Origin of the sequence: Rhizobium sp. SEMIA4064 (assembly GCF_003025035.1) — a bacterium.
Classification (GTDB): domain Bacteria; phylum Pseudomonadota; class Alphaproteobacteria; order Rhizobiales; family Rhizobiaceae; genus Rhizobium; species Rhizobium paranaense.
The window spans coordinates 547,344-564,570 of the sequence record NZ_PYJN01000019.1; the positions used below are offsets into that span (position 1 = coordinate 547,344).

At 60.1% G+C, this 17,227-nt stretch carries 15 protein-coding genes and 1 tRNA gene; 6 read left to right on the forward strand and 10 right to left on the reverse strand.

What is annotated here, in order from left to right; all coding sequences use genetic code 11:
- Positions 1–8: 8 nt before the first annotated feature.
- From C9E91_RS16360 to C9E91_RS16380, 5 genes are all read right to left on the reverse strand, one after another.
- On the reverse strand, positions 9–851 hold the full coding sequence (locus tag C9E91_RS16360; protein ID WP_104824373.1) for a carbohydrate ABC transporter permease: 843 nt from the start codon (positions 849–851) through the stop codon (positions 9–11).
- Between the two features lies 1 nt (position 852).
- The gene (locus tag C9E91_RS16365) at positions 853–1,725 is read right to left on the reverse strand and encodes a carbohydrate ABC transporter permease (RefSeq protein WP_107109315.1); all 873 of its coding nucleotides are present in this window, start codon (positions 1,723–1,725) and stop codon (positions 853–855) included.
- A gap of 145 nt (positions 1,726–1,870) precedes the next feature.
- Positions 1,871–3,187 carry an ABC transporter substrate-binding protein gene (locus C9E91_RS16370; protein ID WP_107109316.1) on the reverse strand — a complete coding sequence of 439 codons (1,317 nt, stop codon included), beginning with the start codon at positions 3,185–3,187 and terminating at the stop codon, positions 1,871–1,873.
- Positions 3,188–3,336: 149 nt separating this feature from the next.
- Positions 3,337–4,290, reverse strand: a complete 954-nt coding sequence (locus tag C9E91_RS16375; protein ID WP_107109317.1) for a sugar-binding transcriptional regulator — start codon at positions 4,288–4,290, stop codon at positions 3,337–3,339.
- A 56-nt stretch (positions 4,291–4,346) separates the two neighbouring features.
- A complete protein-coding gene (locus tag C9E91_RS16380; RefSeq protein WP_107109318.1) occupies positions 4,347–4,802 on the reverse strand; it encodes an RbsD/FucU family protein in 456 nt (151 codons plus the stop codon).
- A gap of 231 nt (positions 4,803–5,033) precedes the next feature.
- On the opposite strand from C9E91_RS16380, the gene C9E91_RS16385 reads away from it, so the two are divergent.
- The 6 genes from C9E91_RS16385 (at position 5,034) to C9E91_RS16410 (ending at position 11,498) form a co-directional block, all read left to right on the forward strand.
- A complete protein-coding gene (locus C9E91_RS16385; RefSeq protein WP_107109319.1) occupies positions 5,034–5,693 on the forward strand; it encodes a response regulator in 660 nt (219 codons plus the stop codon).
- On the forward strand, positions 5,690–7,042 hold the full coding sequence (locus C9E91_RS16390) for an ATP-binding protein (protein WP_107109320.1): 1,353 nt from the start codon (positions 5,690–5,692) through the stop codon (positions 7,040–7,042). Before C9E91_RS16385 ends, C9E91_RS16390 begins: the two co-directional genes overlap by 4 nt.
- Before the next feature lie 89 nt (positions 7,043–7,131).
- The gene (locus tag C9E91_RS16395; protein ID WP_107109321.1) at positions 7,132–8,058 is read left to right on the forward strand and encodes an ROK family protein; all 927 of its coding nucleotides are present in this window, start codon (positions 7,132–7,134) and stop codon (positions 8,056–8,058) included.
- Entirely contained in the window at positions 8,048–8,758 is a 711-nt protein-coding gene (locus C9E91_RS16400; protein WP_107109322.1) for a copper homeostasis protein CutC, read from the forward strand. The genes C9E91_RS16395 and C9E91_RS16400 overlap by 11 nt, the downstream gene beginning before the upstream one ends.
- Before the next feature lie 139 nt (positions 8,759–8,897).
- Complete coding sequence (locus C9E91_RS16405; protein WP_107109323.1) at positions 8,898–9,809, forward strand: DUF6030 family protein; 912 nt, start codon at positions 8,898–8,900, stop codon at positions 9,807–9,809.
- A 237-nt stretch (positions 9,810–10,046) separates the two neighbouring features.
- Positions 10,047–11,498 (forward strand): DHA2 family efflux MFS transporter permease subunit, encoded by a 1,452-nt coding sequence (locus C9E91_RS16410; RefSeq protein WP_107109480.1) that lies wholly within the window; start codon positions 10,047–10,049, stop codon positions 11,496–11,498.
- A gap of 12 nt (positions 11,499–11,510) precedes the next feature.
- On the opposite strand, the gene C9E91_RS16415 is transcribed toward C9E91_RS16410, so the two are convergent.
- From C9E91_RS16415 to yacG, 5 genes are all read right to left on the reverse strand, one after another.
- Positions 11,511–13,058, reverse strand: coding sequence for a SpoVR family protein (locus C9E91_RS16415; RefSeq protein ID WP_107109324.1), 1,548 nt, complete (start codon positions 13,056–13,058; stop codon positions 11,511–11,513).
- Entirely contained in the window at positions 13,058–14,329 is a 1,272-nt protein-coding gene (locus C9E91_RS16420) for a YeaH/YhbH family protein (RefSeq protein WP_107109325.1), read from the reverse strand. Before C9E91_RS16420 ends, C9E91_RS16415 begins: the two co-directional genes overlap by 1 nt.
- Positions 14,330–14,347: 18 nt before the next feature.
- Entirely contained in the window at positions 14,348–16,294 is a 1,947-nt protein-coding gene (locus tag C9E91_RS16425; RefSeq protein WP_107109326.1) for a PrkA family serine protein kinase, read from the reverse strand.
- A 463-nt stretch (positions 16,295–16,757) separates the two neighbouring features.
- Positions 16,758–16,833, reverse strand: a tRNA-Phe gene (locus tag C9E91_RS16430).
- A 184-nt stretch (positions 16,834–17,017) separates the two neighbouring features.
- Positions 17,018–17,227: a DNA gyrase inhibitor YacG gene (gene yacG / locus C9E91_RS16435; protein ID WP_107109327.1), complete on the reverse strand. Its 210-nt coding sequence runs from the start codon at positions 17,225–17,227 to the stop codon at positions 17,018–17,020.

The window sequence follows — 17,227 nt, forward strand, 5'->3', positions numbered from 1 at the left end:
TCTCTTCCTTACTTAACCGCGCCGAAGGTGAGGCCGCGAACGAGTTGTTTTTGCGAAAACCAGCCGAGGATCAAGATCGGGGCGATCGCCATGGTCGATGCCGCCGAAAGCTTGGCGTAGAACAAGCCTTCCGGGCTGGAATAGGAGGCGATGAAGGTGCTGAGCGGCGCCGCGTCGACGGCGGAGAGGTTCAGCGTCCAGAAGGCCTCGTTCCATGCGAGGATGATGTTGAGAAGCATCGTAGAGGCTAGGCCCGGGATCGCCATCGGCGTCAGCACATAGATGATCTCCTTGGCCAGCGACGCACCGTCCATGCGGGCCGCTTCGAGGATCTCGCCGGGGATTTCCTTGAAGTAGGTATAAAGCATCCACACGATGATCGGCAGGTTGATCAGCATCAGCACGACGACCATGCCAAGGCGGCTGGCAAACTGATTGTTGAGCAGGCCGAAAGCCTGGAACAGCAGGTAGATCGGGATGAAGGCGCCGACCGGCGGCATCATCTTGGTGGACAGCATCCACATCAGCACGTCCTTGGTGCGCTTTGTCGGCGAAAAGGCCATGGCCCAGGCGGCCGGAACGGCGACGATCAAACCGAGGATCGTCGAGCCGAAGGCGATGAGCACCGAGTTGCCGAAGTGGAGGAAATAGTTCGAGCGCGATTGCACCTCGAAATAATTCTCCAGCGTCCAATGGAAGAAGAGGAATTGCGGAGGCGAGGCGATGGCGTCGCCTTCCGTCTTGAAGCTCGTCAGGAACGTCCAGAGGATCGGGAAGAAGATCAGGATCGCGACCACCCAGGCAGCGACGGATACGACCACCTTGTGTTTGGTTGAGACAGTACGAGCCATCTTAAGCCTCCAGATTCTTGCCGACTGCACGCATCAGGAAGATCGCGACGATATTGGCGAGGATGACGGCGATGATGCCGCCCGCCGATGCGCCGCCGACGTCCTGCTGCAGAACGAGCTGCGAATAGACCAGGTAAGTGAGGTTGGTCGTTGCCGTGCCCGGACCGCCATTGGTGGTGACCAGGATTTCGGCGAACGCCGAGAGCAGGAAGATCGTCTCGATGAGAATGACGACCGTGATCGCGCGCGCCAGATGCGGCAGGATGATATAAATGAACTTCGATACCGCGCCGGCGCCGTCCATTTCGGCGGCTTCCTTCTGCTCTTCGTCGAGCGACTGCAAAGCGGTCAGCAGGATGAGCGTTGCGAAGGGCAGCCACTGCCAGGCGACGATGATGATGATCGAAAATAGCGGAATCGTCTCCAGCCAGGTCAGCGGATCGAGCCCGAAAAGCTTGAAAAGATATGCCAGAAGCCCGTTCACCGGGTTCATGAACATGTGTTTCCAAATGAGGGCGGCGACCGTCGGCATGACGAAGAAGGGCGCAAGCACCAGCATGCGCACGATGCCTTGGCCGAAGATCGGCTGATCGAGAAGGAGCGCGAGAGCAATACCGCCAACCACCGTGATGATGAGCGCGCCGACCACGAGCAGAATAGTGACGACGAGCGAATTCCAGAAGGCCGGGTCGGTGACGAAATATTCGTAGTTCAAGAACCCGATGAAGTCATGCGCACCGGGGGACATGAGATTGTAGTTCAGCGTCGAAAAATAGATCGTCATGACCAGCGGGACGATCATCCACGCGAACAGAAGCAAAACCGAGGGCGCCATCATGACGCGTGCGGTAGAACGGGTGTGTAGCGTTGCCATGGCAAGTACCGACCTATCTTTTAGCAGGGAGAGTGGCCGCGGACCGGCTGAAATAAAAGAGGCCGCCGAAGAGAGTTCGGACACTCGGCGACCTTAAGGAAGGGGAGCGCTGCGAGACGCGCCCCTTCATACCTTGGGAGGTTTCTTATTTCGGATAGCCAGCCTTGGTCATTTCACGGCTGGTCAGTTGCTGTGCCGACTTGAGGGCGGTATCGACGGGGACCTGGCCGGCAAGGGCAGCAGAGAACTGCTGGCCGACAGCGGTGCCGATACCCTGGAACTCAGGGATAGCGACAAACTGCACGCCGACATACGGGACCGGCTTGACGGTCGGGTGGGTCGGATCGGCCGAGTTGATCGAGTCGAGCGTCATCTTCGCGAAAGGTGCTGCCTTCTGGTAGTCCGCATTCGCATAGAGCGAAGCGCGGGTGCCGGGAGGTGCATTCAGCCAGCCCTCCTTCTGAGCAACAAGGTTGATGTAGTCCTTTCCGGTTGCCCAGGAGATGAACTTCTCAGCAGCTTCGGTCTTCTTCGAAGATGCCGGGATCGCCAGGCTCCAAGCCCAGAGCCAGTTGCCGCGCTTGCCGAGGCCCTTGTCCGGCGCCAAAGCGAAGCCAACCTTATCGGCAACCTTCGATTCCTTCGGGTTGGAAACGAAGGAGGCTGCGACCGTTGCATCGATCCACATCCCGCACTTGCCGGACTGGAACAGAGCCAGGTTTTCGTTGAAGCCGTTGGACGAAGCGCCCGGAGGGCCGGCGTCCTTCATCAGCTTGACGTAGAAGTCGAGCGTGTCCTTCCATTCCGGCTGATCGAACTGTGCCTTCCACTTTTCGTCGAACCAGCGCGCGCCGAACGAGTTCGACATCGCCGTCAGGAATGCCATGTTTTCGCCCCAGCCGGCCTTGCCGCGAAGGCAGATGCCGTAGATCTCATGGTCCTTGTCGGTGATCTTGCGGGCAGCATCGGCGATGAAGTCCCAGGTCGGCGCATCCGGCATCTTCAAGCCGGCCTTCTCGAACAGGTCCTTGCGGTACATCACCATCGAGCTTTCGCCGTAGAACGGAGCGGCATAGAGCTTGCCGTCCACCGTCAGACCGCTGCGGATAGCCGGGAGAAGGTCATCCACATCGTAGCTCTTGTCGGCAGCAAGCTTGTCGAGCGGCGCGAGCCAGCCGAGCTTACTCCAGATCGGCACTTCGTAGGTGCCGATCGTCAGCACGTCGTATTGGCCGCCCTTGGTAGCGATGTCTGTCGTAACCTTCTGGCGCAATACGTTTTCCTCGAGCGTGACCCACTGAAGGTCAATGTCGGGGTTTTTGGCTTTGAAATCGTCCGTAAGCTTCTGCATACGAACCATGTCGCCGTTGTTCACGGTGGCAATCGTGAGGGTTTCGGCGGACGCCATTCCAGCAAACATCAGTGCGGAGCACGCGCCCAGCAGGAAAGTTTTCAATTTCATATCTTCCTCCCAGAAGATCAGCTAGCTATGAGCATTCGCTTTGCTCGTGAGCAATTACTCACCTCTTGCGACAAAATGTCAATGCGAATTCATTGCTGCAGCGCCGAACACGCAGCTCATCTCTTTGTTTTTATGAAGTTATTTTTTGCTCAGTCTTTGAGCAGAAATTCAGCAGCCGCTTCGTCGGTGATCAAACCATTGATTTGATGGCCGGTAACGGCCGCTTTGATCGCCTCGAATTTGCGTTTGCCCTTGGCTATTCCGATGACGGAAGAGGCTTCGCGTGGCGGCAGCGGCGCGCTCGCGACTCGGTCGTTGATAGCGTCCGACATCAGCTTGCCGTCGCCGTCGAAAACCCAGCCGCAGATTTCGCCGGCCGCTCCCCGCTTCATCAGCGCCAGCATCTCGTCCTTCTCGAGAAAGCCATCGAGACAGAGCGGCGCCTCGATGCCCATCTCGCCGACGCCGACGAACGTCACGTTGGCCTGCGCGCTGATATCGAGCGTCGAGCGTACCAGTGCCTGCGCATGCAGAAGTTCCCGCTCCTCGGCCGAGGAGACGAGCACCGGCAGCGGCATGGGATAGTGCCGCGCCTTGATCGCGTCGGCCATGCTGAAGATGACGTTGTAATAGGCGGCAGAGCCGTCCGGCCCAATATTGCCGGTCAGCGACACGACCCGGTGCTGCGGACATTCGATGACCGGCAGTTGATCGACCGCCGCCTTCAGCGTGCGGCCCGTGCCGATCGCCAGCACGATCGGATCGCTGCGCTTCAGCCAGCGCTCGATCTCGGCGGCTCCCGCTTCGGCGATACCGACCGTGGACGATGTCCCGTCCGGATCGCTCGGCACCACTTCCACATGCCTCAGCTTGAATTTTTCCCGCAGCGCCGCCGCATATTCGAGGCAGGCGGCGATCGGATGGTCCAGCCGCACCTTGATCAGCCTCTCGGCAACCGCGAGCGATACCAGCCGCTGTGCCGATTGCCGGGAGATTCCCATAGCTGCGGCGATTTCGTCCTGCGTCCGCCCTGCAACGTAATACAGCCAGCCGGCTCGCGCCGCATCGTCAAGCCGCCCCTGGGAATCCAACTTCCTGACCATCACATTCCTCTGCGAAAGCAACACCCTCTAACCGGATGCGGCACCAGCGTGGCTCGCTACTCAGTTTCCGGCGGGATGACGCCTTTGGTCAAGGTGAAACAACCGTAGAAGCGGCGCTCGCCGGTCTGGATCACGCAATAGGCGGCTTTTGCCCGTTCATAGAAAGCGAAACGCTCGACCGGCGTCAGAGGCCAGTGCTTGCCTTCGGCGCGATCGATCGCCGCCTGCACTTCCTTCTGAACCTGCGGCACCTCATCGGCCGCGCCGACCACTTCCATCCGCCCCGCCGCATCGGTGATGAACGTATCGAGCGGCATCAGCGACAGCACCGCCGCGACAGCCTCGGCCGCCGATACATTGTCGATCCGCAGGAGGTGGCCCAACCTAGTTTGGCGTGCAATCGCATCGGCCGGAAAATTCGTGTCGACGATCGCCAGCATGTCGCCATGCCCCATCGATTTCAACGCATGCAGCACGTCCGCATTCAATAGCGGCGAAATTCCCTTCAGCATAAACGACTCTCCTCCAGCTCTTCCATCAGCGGCGATTCCGACAGCCGCGCTCCTTATTGGGAGCAAAGAAGTAATCGCGGCTCCGATCTCTGTCCATAGCCGTTGTGAACGTTGTCAGCCGGAGAACCCAAGGATAAGAACTGTGCTTCTCTTTGTGGCTTATTTCGGCCTTTATTGACCAGATAGGTTCGTCGGCATTAACTGATGCACCGGCGATGTTGCGAGGGACAGGTGAGGATTCTTCTGGTCGAGGACGACGATATGATCGGCGGCGCGGTTCGCGACCATATCGCTGCGACTCCGCATGCCATCGACTGGGTGAAAAACCTCGCCGATGCCGCAGAGGTGACCAGTGCCGTGCACTACGGCCTCATCCTGCTTGACCTTCAGCTTCCCGACGGCATCGGCATCGATTTCCTCAAGAAGTTGCGCCGCAAGCCGGACGAGACGCCCGTCATCATTCTGACCGCCCGCGACCAGATCTCCGACCGTATCGAGGGCCTGAACAGCGGCGCCGACGATTATCTGGTCAAGCCTTTCAATCTCGGCGAGCTTACGGCCCGCATCATGGCGGTGGCCCGCCGTTACAGCGGCAGCCCGCAGCCAACAGTTCGTTTTGCCGATCTCGAAATCGACCTGCCGCAACGGCGCATTACGCTTTCCGGCAAGGATATCGTGTTGACCGGGCGGGAATGGGCCGTCCTCGATTTGCTCGTCGCACGGCCGGGCGCCATCGTCTCGAAGGACCAGATCGAAGAAGCGCTTTATGCTTTCGGTTCGGAAATCGAAAGCAACACCGTGGAGGTCTATGTCAGTCGCCTGCGCAAGAAAATCGGCAAGGAGCGCATCCGCACGGCCCGCGGGGTCGGCTATTGCCTGGGTGAACGATGACGCGCAAAGGCCTCAATCGCACCAGCATCACCCGCCGACTGATCGCGGCGCTGACCGGAACGGTCGTCCTGTTCTGGCTGATCGCTGTCGGCATCGGCGTCTATGTGGTCAACAAGGAGCTCTCCGAGACCTTCGATGGCGCATTGCAGGAAACCGCCCAGCGGCTGATGCCGCTGGTGGTCGACGATCTTGCCGATCGCGATCCCTCTGCCGATCCACAGACCCTCGAGAACATGGAAAGGGGACTGAACAAGGAATACCTGACCTACCAGGTGCTCGACGCGACAGGCAAGCTCATCCTGCACTCCCATGATGCCCCGAAGACGCCCTACGACGTGCCTCTGAAGATCGGTTTTCACAACACGCCGAAATACCGAATCTACACCGAATCCTCTTCTAACGGCTCGCTCTTCCTGCATGTCGCCGACGCCTTCAAGAACCGCCGGGAAGCGTCGCGCGAGAGCGGCGTCGCCCTGCTCTGGCCGCTGCTTGCCCTCATCCCGGGCAGTATCGTCGCCATCTGGTTCATCGTCGGCCGCTCTCTTCGGCCGATCGACCGGCTGCGATCGGAAATCGCCACCAAGGACGGCGGCAATATGGCCCCGTTGGACAGCGACACGCTGCCGCGCGAACTCCAGCCGATAGGCCGTTCCGTCAATCTGCTGCTCGGTCGCCTGCGCTCCGCTCTCGAGGCCGAGCGCGAATTCACCGCCAACAGCGCCCATGAACTGCGCACGCCGATCGCCGGAGCGCTCGCGCAGACGCAGCGCCTGATCGCCGAACTGCCGAAAGGGCCGCTCACCGAACGCGCCGGACGGATCGAGACTTCACTGTCCAATCTCGGCCGTCTCGCGGAAAAGCTGCTGCAGCTCTCCCGCGCCCAGGCAGGCATCGGCGCCGGCGACAAGCCCGCCGATCTGATCACCGTCATCGAAACCGTCATCGGCGATTACGACCGGGATACGGGTACGGCGGGCCGCATTCTCCTGGAGAACGAGGCAGACGGAAAGCTGATCCGCAACGTCGATATCGACGCCTTCGCCATCGTTATGCGCAACCTGCTCGAGAACGCCTTGATTCACGGTCCGACCGATGACGAAGTGACCGTCAGGATCGACCGAACAGGAACGATCCATATCCTGAATGGCGGCCATGTGCTGTCGCAGGAGGAACTGGCCGATTTGAAAAAGCGCTTCTGGCGCGGCAACACGAAAGCCTCCGGCTCGGGCCTCGGCCTTGCGATCGCCGAACGCATCGTCGCGCAGATCGGCGGCCGCCTCGATCTCCTGTCCCCCGCAACCGGTCAGGTGGACGGATTTGAGGCCAGGATCACCCCGCCCGAAGCTTGAGCAAGGCGACCGGAAGCAACGCGGATTGACCTTGCAAAGACCGGCAAAGGGTGCGAGCAACGCGAGACGTTTCCTGCAGGCTAATATTCATGATCGTTTCTTTCGACATCGGGGGCTCCGCCATCAAGGGTGGCATCGCCCATTCCATGACGGATATCACGCCGCTCGCCCGCCGCCCGACGCCGAAACATGATTTCGGCGCATTTGTCGCGGCCTTGCGCGCTGTCATCGCCGAGACCGGCGAGAAGCCGGATTGCATTTCCTTTTCCATTGCCGGCGTCGTGGACCCCGATACGCAAGCGCTCATCTGCGCCAACATTCCTTGCATCCACGGCCGACGCCTTGCCGCCGAACTGGAAGCGGAACTCGGCTTTCCCGTCCTGATCGCCAATGATGCCGATTGCTTCGCCATGGCGGAGGCCATGTCCGGCGCGGGCCGCGGCCACCGCATTGTCTTCGGCGCAATTCTCGGCACCGGCGTCGGCGGCGGCCTGGTGGCGGATGGCCGCTTGGTCAACGCCGCCGGCGGCTTTGCCGGCGAGTGGGGCCACGGCCCGATCATCGCCTCCTTCGCCGGCCATCCGCCGGCTGTCGTCCCCGCCTATCCCTGCGGCTGCGGCCAGAAGGGTTGCGTCGATACAGTCGGCGGTGCCCGCGGCGTCGAGCGCCTGCACAAGACGCTGCATGGGTTGGAATTTTCCAGCGAGGAGATCATCGGGCAATGGCTTGAAGGCGACGCGAAGGCGGAGCGTACGATCGATGTCCTGGTCGATCTCGTCGCCTCGCCTCTGGCGCTGACCATCAACATCACCGGCGCGACCATCGTCCCGGTCGGTGGCGGCCTTTCCAATGTCGAGCCTCTGCTGGCGCGGCTGGATGCTGCAGTGCGCTCCCGCATCCTGCGCAAGTTCGACCGCCCGCTCGTCGTGCCGAGCGAATGCAAGGTTGAGCCCGGCTTGATCGGTGCGGCCTTGCTGGGACTGAAATTTGTCGAAGAGCGAATCCATGCTGCTTGAGGTCTGCGTCGAGGATATTGCGGGCCTCAATGCCGCCATCGCGGGCGGCGCAGATCGCATCGAGCTTTGCAGCGCCCTTGCCGTTGGCGGCCTGACGCCGAGCGCCGGCCTGATGCAGGCAGCGGCGCGCGCCCCCATCCCTGCCTATGCCATGATCCGCCCCCGCGCCGGCAGCTTCGTCTACTCAGCCGATGAACTGGACGTCATGAAGAACGACATCGATGCTGCCCACCACGCCGGCCTGCCGGGCGTCGTGCTCGGCGCTTCCCTGCCGGACGGCCGTCTGGACAGCGATACGCTCCGCGCGCTCGTCGCCCATGCGGGAAGCCTCGGCAAGACATTGCATCGCGCCTTCGATCTCGTTTCCGATATCGAGGAGGCAGTGGAACTCGCCATCTCGCTCGGCTTCGAGCGCATCCTGACCTCGGGCCGCGAGAAGACGGCCGCGGAAGGCGTCGCCGCATTGGAACAGGCGATCGCCGTTGCCGCCGGCCGCATCGCCATTATGCCGGGCTCTGGCGTCAACATCGGGACGGTCGGCAAGCTCTGGCCGCGACTGGCGATCAACGAAATTCATGCGTCCTGCTCCGTCGCCGACCGAGAGATGGATGAACGCCTGCTCGCCTTCGGATTTTCGACACCGACGGTGCGCCGCACCGATGCTGCGACCATCAGGACGCTCAAGGCGCATTTCGCCTGACAAAGCACAGCGATTTGACAAGAATTGGTAGAGTGATCAATCGTTCATAAACGCATATTCTGTAGCTATGGATCGGCTGCGGAATGCCAACCCATTGCAGTTAAGCAGGTTTCCTCTGGAGTAGCTGTAGATCTGAACCATGTCGGTCGCGCCACCTCGCAAGAAAAGCAGGGCTGTCTTCTGGATTGCGACGATCATCATCGGCTCGATCATTTTGGCCACGGCATTGCTTGCCAACGATATGCGCAATCTCAGAGCGCTCGATGCTCGCTATCATCTCGGTCTGCTCAGCGGATCGGCGCGGCAGCCCTCGCCCCCCGCAGTGACAAAAGCCGCCCTCAGCCAAACTGCCAATTCGAAGCCAGCCGAAATCGCCGGCGCGAAGAGTGCACCGGCCAATCCGGGAATGACAGCAGCCGCACCACCGCGAAAGCAGGCAACACCTGCCAAAAGTCCGGCAGCGGCGAAACCGCAGTCGACCCGGCGCTCCCACATATTCGATCTGCCCGTCGATCCCCTGCGCGGCGCATTCGTGCGAAGCTGGCGGATAACGGGTCAGGCGCTCTGTGACGATCTTTCGAAATCGGGCTTGGCCGTTGGCCAATGGAGCCAGAGCGCGCTTGGCGCCGGCACCTTCGAATGCAGCTACGAGATCCAGAAAGGCGGCAACGGTGATCCCAGTGCCGCCTCCTTCTTCATCATCGTTCGCGGTACGCCAACCGGGGAGCTCGATAATATCCGCATCAAGGTGATCATGCCCGACAATGCCGACGGCCGCGCCATTGGCGAGACATTCGTCGACGCCGTCGTCCTGCTGCTGACCGAAACCCGCTGGCTCGACTTTCAGGCGGCGCTCGATGCGATCGGGAAACTGCAGGACGTGACGCTGCAAGCTTTCGGCGCAAAGCTCAGCTTCTTCCGGGAATTCCGCAACGACCGAAGCTTCAATCTTCAGCTCGGGCTGGAAAGAAAATCGCCGGAACAGATCCGCACCGCCATCGTCTTCGACAAGGCACGATGGACGCTCCCCTCGCCGCCACTTGCCAAATAGCAAACCGCTCGCGAAAATTTTACGTCGCCTTTGCGGCGAAGGGACCTGATTCATTTGCTTTTTGTTGCACCGCGCTATCGATAGTGGTGAAATAAAGCCGATCTCGATGGCCGGTGAATCGCTGGCCGCTCCCAAACTGCATGATCCCCAAAGTGCGAAGCGGTTCTTGGATAAGATCATGCGCCAGCATTGACGCGCCGGTCCTCCCATCCGGCCGTGGAAAGCAATTGCATTCCGATGGATTCGACAGATACCGCCCTGGAAGGCCAGACCTTCGCGATCGACCGTGACCCTCGCCTGCGCTACATCATTCCCGCCGTGGTCGCCGTCGCATTCCTGATGGAACAGCTTGATGCGACCATCCTCGTCACCGCCGTTCCCGATATCGCCAGAAGCCTCATCACCACACCGGTGCGGATGAACCTCGCGGTCACGACCTATATTCTGACGCTCGCCATGTTCATCCCGGTCAGCGGCTGGTTCGCCGACCGCTTTGGCGCTCGACGCATCTTTGCGCTGTCGCTCTTCATCTTCACCCTTGGCTCCATCCTGTGCGGCCTGACGACGAGCCTGCCGATGCTGATCGCGACCCGTGCCCTGCAGGGCTTCGGCGGCGCGATGATGACGCCGGTCGGCCGCCTCATCCTCATCCGCAGCTTTCCCCGCAGTCAGTTGGTCACGGCGATGACCTACATGACGTTACCCGCCGTCATCGGCCCGGTGATCGGCCCCGTGCTCGGCGGCTTCCTCACGACCTATCTCTCCTGGCGATGGATCTTCTGGGTCAACCTGCCTTTCGGCATCATCGGCATGGTGATGGCGCTGCGCTATGTCCAGGACACGGCGCGCGACACCACGATCAAATTCGATTTACCGGGCTTCATCATGGTCGGCGTCGGCTGCGTGTTGCTGCAATATGGCATCGAGAATGTCGGTCGGCCGACCATTCCCGTCTGGGCCATCGTCGTCGTTCTTGCCGCTGCCGGCCTGCTTCTCTTCGGCTTCATCCGCTATGCGAAGACGGCGGAATCGCCGGCCGTCGACTTGACGCTGTTCAAACTGCGCACGTTCCGCGTCGGCACATTGGCCGGCGGCATCTGTCGCGTCGGCCTCAACGGCACGCCCTTCCTGTTGCCGCTGATGCTGCAGGTCGGCTTCGGCTTGAGCCCAATCGTCTCGGGCACGCTGACCTTCGTCAGCGCATTAAGCGCTCTCGCCGTCCGCCCGGTGTCATCGGTGCTGCTACGTCGTTACGGCTTCGACCGCGTGCTGATCTGGAGCGCCATCTTCGGCGCCGCCATCGTTGCCGGCTTCGCCCTGATCGGACCGGAGACGCCGCATTGGTTCATCATCACCTATGTCTTCGTCTTCGGCCTTGCGCGCGCGGCGCAATTCATGACGTCGAACACTCTCTCCTATTCCGAAACGCCCGCCGCCCAGCTCAGCCGCGCCACCAGCCTCGGCGGCGTGCTGCAACAGTTGAGCGTCAGCTTCGGCGTCTCCATCGCCGCCATGCTGCTCGGCCTGGTCACATTGGATGGATCGGCGCTGACCCCGGAAAAATTCCACCTGGCATTCCTGCTAATGGCCGTGATCCCGCTCCTGGGCCTGCCCGGCTTCCTCATGCTGCGGCCGGAAGACGGCCGACAGGTCAGCGGCCATTATCGCCAGCCGAAGGAAGCAGCCTGAAATCTCGCGCCGTCAGGCGGCAATGGCCGATGGGCGCGGATGGACGAGGTGGTCGCGAAGTACGGCGCCGGAGCGGTCGACCTCCTGCAGCAGCACGTCGTAGCTCCAGAGGTCGGCAAGGTGCTGCAGCACGCGTTTGGCATCCATATCCTCCAGCAGGCCGCCATTCAGCACCGTATGCTTCAGCATAAGCCGCCGGTCGCCGGCAAGATCGACATCGACGATCTCGATATGCGGATCGATCCAGCCGACATCATATTGCCGTGCCAGCTCGCGTCGTATGCGTTTGTAGCCGCGCTCGTCGTGGATTGCGGCCACCAGCAATCCCTCCTCCTCTTCCGGATCGTCCGTGAGGTGGAACATGCGCATCTTGCGCATCAGATGCGGGCTGAGGAATTGCGACACGAAGCTCTCGTCACGGTAATTAGCCCAGAGGTCGCGCAGCACCGCCATGGCATCGCCAGTCCCGGCGATATCCGGAAACCATTGCCGGTCCTCTTCCTTCGGCTTCGTGACGATCCGCTCGATATCCTGCATCATGGCGAAACCGAGCGCGTAAGGGTTGAAGCCGGAAAAGCGCGGATCGTTGAAGGAAGGCTGGAAGACGACATTGGTGTGCGACTTCAGGAATTCGAGGAAATCGCCGTCGCCAATGCCGCCAAGCTCGTGCAGCCGCGTCATGATGCGGTAATGCACATAGGTCGCGGTGCCTTCGTTCATGACCTTGGTCTGGCTTTGCGGGTAAAAATATTGCGCCACATGCCGGACGATGCGCAGGATCTCCCGCTGCCAAGGCTTCATCCGCGGCGCCATCTTCTCCAGGAAATAGAGGATATTTTCCTGCGGCAGGCCGGTGAGCGAGCGCCGGTGTTCCAAATCGAGATCGGGCGCCTTCTTGCCCTTTACGACAGGAACCGTCCGCCAGAGATCGTTGAAAATCCGCTCATCATATTCGCGCCGCTCGCGCTCGCGCCTTTCCTCGTCGCGCAGATCGAGCGTCTTCTTGCCCGCATAGCGATGGACGCCGTGCGACATCAGCGCATGCGCCGCATCCAGCGTCCGCTCCACCGCGGAATGGCCATAGCGCTCCTCGCAACGGGCGATATAGCCCTTGGCGAAGTTGAGGTAATCGAGAATACCCTCGGCGTCCGTCCAGAGCTTGAACAGGTAGTTGTTCTTGAAAAAATGATTGTGCCCAAAGGCAGCGTGGGCAACGACCAGCGCCTGCATCGTCGCCGTATTCTCCTCCATCAGATAGGAAATACAGGGCGAACTGTTGATGACGATCTCATAGGCAAGCCCGCGCAGACCTTTGCGATAAAAAGCCTCGTGATGAGCGAAATGCTTGCCGAAGGACCAATGCTTGTAGAACAGCGGCATGCCGATTGAGGAATAGACGTCGAGCATCTGTTCGGCGGTGATGATCTCGATCTGGTTGGGATAGACATTGAGGCCGAGCTCGTCGATGGCGATCCGCTCGCAGGCATTGTGGATCCGCTGAATGGTGGCGAAATCCCAGTCCGCACCCTCAAAAAGCCGCTCCATCGATGCCTTTGCCATTATCCGCTCCTGGTTTCCGCCGCCCGGCGCTGAAAGAGATCATGGAAGACGGGGTAGATCTGGCTGCGATCGCTGACGCGGCGCATCGACAGCATGGGCCACCCCACTTGAATGCGCTCATAGAGCGACCAGAGCGCCGAACCGGAAGAGATCGCGACGCTGCGCGCCTCCCCCACCTCCAGATAGGCGAAATATTGGCTGACCGGCAGGATGGCGTTGGTGAGCAGCGCCGCCGCCGTCGCATTGTCCGAATAGGCATTGTCGCCATCAGAAGCCTGCGCCGCATAGATGTTCCAGTCCGACGGCGGGAAACGATCGTGAACGATCCGCCGCATGGCTTCGAGAGCGCTCGACACCTGCGTGCCGCCGGTCGCCGGGCTGCGGAAGAACGTTTCCTCATCCACCTCTTCGGCCACGTCCGTATGACGGATGAAGACGATCTCCACACGGCGATACTGCCGCGTCAGGAAGATGTAGAGCAGCATGTAGAAGCGCTTGGCGAGATCCTTCATATGCTCCGACATCGAACCGGACACATCCATCAGGCAGAACATGACGGCCTGCGCCACCGGCTTTGGCTCATTCTCGAAGCGGCGGTAGCGGATGTCGATCGGATCGATATAGGGAATGCGCCGGACCTTCGATTCCAGCACCTTGATCTCGGCCTCGAGCGCGGCGCGGCGTTCTTCATCCGTGCATTCGGCCGCCTCCGCAATAAGCTCGGCGACCGTCTCGGGCTTCGGACGGTGCAGCGCCACGCGCCGCATCATCGCGAGCCGCATGGTACGGTTGATAGCAAGATTGGCCGGCGATCCCGTCACCGAATAGCCTGACCGTACCGGATTGGGCTGATCGGTCGTCGTCAGCCGCCTCTTGGCAAGATCGGGAAGTTCAAGGTCGTCGAGGAAAAGATCGAGGAATTCTTCGCGGGTCAGGATGAAGCGGAAGGCGTCTTCGCCGCTGCCCTCGCCGCCGGCCCGCCCTCTGCCGCCGCCGCTCTCCGGCCGCGGCAGAATATCGCCTTCTAGGAAGTCCTTATTGCCGGGAAGTATGTGCTCATGCAGGCCCTCTGGGCCGCGATGGAACCGGGGTTCCTCGGTTCCATCGAGGGGAATGCTGATCTCGCCGCCCTTCAGAATGTCCTGAATGTCGCGATTTTGAGAGGATTCATAGACCGCTCTCTGCACCAGCGCTTTTGCTCTTCGCAAAAACCGTTGACGATTTTCTAGACTTTTGCCGCCTGGATTCAGGCGCCGGTCAACAATGTGCATTCCTTCTTCCTTGGTGGCTCATCCTGCCTGTTTCACACGCATGTACCATTCCACAAGCCGCCGAACCTGACGCTCGGTATAGCCGCGCGCCATCATGCGTTCGACGAATTCGCCATGTTTCTTTTCCGTCTCGCCATCCTTCTTGGATCCGAACGAGATCACCGGCAGGAGGTCCTCGACCTGGGAGAACATTCGCTTTTCGATGACTTCGCGAATCTTCTCGTAACTGGTCCAGGACGGATTCTTACCGCCGTGGCTTGCCCGCGCCCGCAGGCAGAATTTCACAATCTCGTTGCGGAAGTCCTTGGGATTGGCGATACCCGCCGGCTTTTCGATCTTGGTCAGTTCCTGGTTGAGAAGCTCTCGGTCCAGAAGCTGGCCGGTATCCGGGTCCTTGAAATCGACATCCTCGATCCAGGCATCGGCGTAATCGACATAACGGTCAAAGAGATTCTGGCCGTAATCCGCATAGGATTCCAGATAGGCCTTTTGAATCTCATGTCCAATAAATTCCGCGTAGCGCGGTCCAAGCTCGCTCTTGATGAACTCGATGTAGAGCTTCTCGGTTTCGAGCGGCAGTTGCTCGCGGCGGATCGCCTGCTCCAGCATATACATCAGATGCACCGGATCGGCGCCGATCTCAGTCGTATCGTAGTTGAAGGTTGCCGCCAGCACCTTGAAGGCGAAGCGGGTCGAAGCCCCATCCATGCCTTCGTCGACACCGGCCGCATCGCGATACTCCTGCACGCTGCGCGCCCTCGGATCGGTCTCCTTCAGGCTCTCGCCGTCATAGACCCGAAGCTTGGAGAAGGCCGTCGAGTTCTCGTGCTTGGCAAGCCTTGTGAGAACCGTGAAGCGGGCAAGCGTCTCCAGCGTCGACGGCGCGCAGGGTGCGTCGCTGAGCTCGGATTCCTCGATCAGCTTGTCGTAGATCTTCTGCTCTTCGGTGACCCGCAGGCAATAAGGCACCTTCACGACGCAGATGCGGTCGATGAAGGCCTCATTGTTTTTGTTAGCCTTGAAGGTCTGCCATTCCGACTCGTTCGAGTGGGCCAGAATGATGCCCGAGAAGGGAATGGCGCCGATATTCTCAGTGCCGATATAATTGCTCTCCTGCGTCGCCGTCAGCAGCGGATGCAGCATCTTGATCGGCGCCTTGAACATCTCGACGAATTCGAGAATACCCTGGTTGGCACGATTGAGTGCACCGGAATAGCTGTAGGCGTCGGGATCGTTCTGCGCGAGACTTTCGAGCTTGCGGATATCGACCTTGCCGACCAGCGAGGAAATATCCTGGTTGTTTTCATCACCCGGCTCGGTCTTGGCGACGGCGATTTGTCGCAGCCTGGACGGCTGTATCCTGACCACTCGGAAACGGGAAATGTCGCCCTCGAACTCTTCCAGCCGCTTCAGACACCACGGGCTCATCAGCCCGGTCAGACGCCGGCGCGGAATGCCGTAGCGCTCTTCGACCATCGGTCCCATGGACACGGGATCAAAAACGCTGAGCGGGCTTTCGAACACCGGACTGAGCTCGTTGCCGGCCTTCAGCACATAGATGGGGTGGACTTCCATCAGCGACTTCAGCCGCTCGGCAAGCGAGGATTTACCTCCGCCGACAGGGCCGAGCAGATAGAGGATCTGCTTGCGCTCTTCCAGCCCTTGCGCTGCATGGCGGAAGAAGGCGACGATGCGTTCGATTGTCTCTTCCATACCGAAGAAGCCCGAAAAAGCCGGATAGGTCCGGATGGTTCGGTTCATAAAGATACGCCCGAGGCGGGTATCCTTGGCCGTATCGATCAGCAGTGGTTCACCCATTGCGGCCAGCAGGCGCTCAGACGCATTGGCGTACATGAGCGGATCGTCCCGGCACGCATCCAGGTATTCAGAGAATGACATCTCGACTTCGCGCCGTGCTTCGAAAGAACGGGCGAACGTGTTGAATAGCACATCGTTGTTTAACATGGCGCCTCGATAGCTTGCTATTGCAATAAACGCCGGACTTAACGGGATCACTTCCCGCTAGTATCTAAGGTGCGGTAATACTCGCTTCGAATCAATAGGTGACCCTTCAATAATTCGTACGCTTCATTGCATTGGCCATCAATATCTTGAAAGGTTCTTTCACCGGAATTAATAATGAATACCTCTAAAGTTGCGGCGTTTTCCGAAATCTCCACCATTAGACGCGATTGACAGCCCCCGCAAAAGCGCGAGCCAGGCTCGCCCTTTCTGATGGCCCGAAGCCGCGATATTCCGCTTGAAACGGAATGAAAATTCAGAATGGGAAACTGAAGTACAAGCTCGGCCGCGTCGCCGGCCACTTGCCAGACGGAAATGCGTCAGGGATTGCCGCTGCCCATGAGCGGCGCGCGTTATAGCCGCTAGGGCATCCGCAAACTACGATGATCTCAAGAGGAAGTAAGAATGGTGCCCAGGACCGGAATCGAACCAGTGACACGCGGATTTTCAATCCGCTGCTCTACCAACTGAGCTACCTGGGCATCCTTGCTTCACGCTGATCGAAAGGTCTTGGAAGACCCTGGGCGGTTGGTTCGCCCCGGAAGCGAGCGGGGTTATAGCATCTTGTTCGCCCATGTCCAGCCGCAAATGACTCTTTTTTGACAGGAAATGGATTTTTGACAATTCGCAAATGAAATGAATGGCTTCGACGAAATGGCGAAGCGCCTATTCCTCGTCGGAGGCCTTGGTCTCGTCTTCGGCAACGGGAATGGCATAGGCGCCGTTCAGCCACCGCGACAGATCGAGCGAGCGGCAACGATCCGAACAGAAGGGATAATGCTCGCGCACCGAGGGTCGCCCGCATTCGGCGCAGGCCCGCGTCTTGCGCAGCGGCTCGATCTTTGCCCCTACCTTGATCCTGTCATCGTCCGCCAT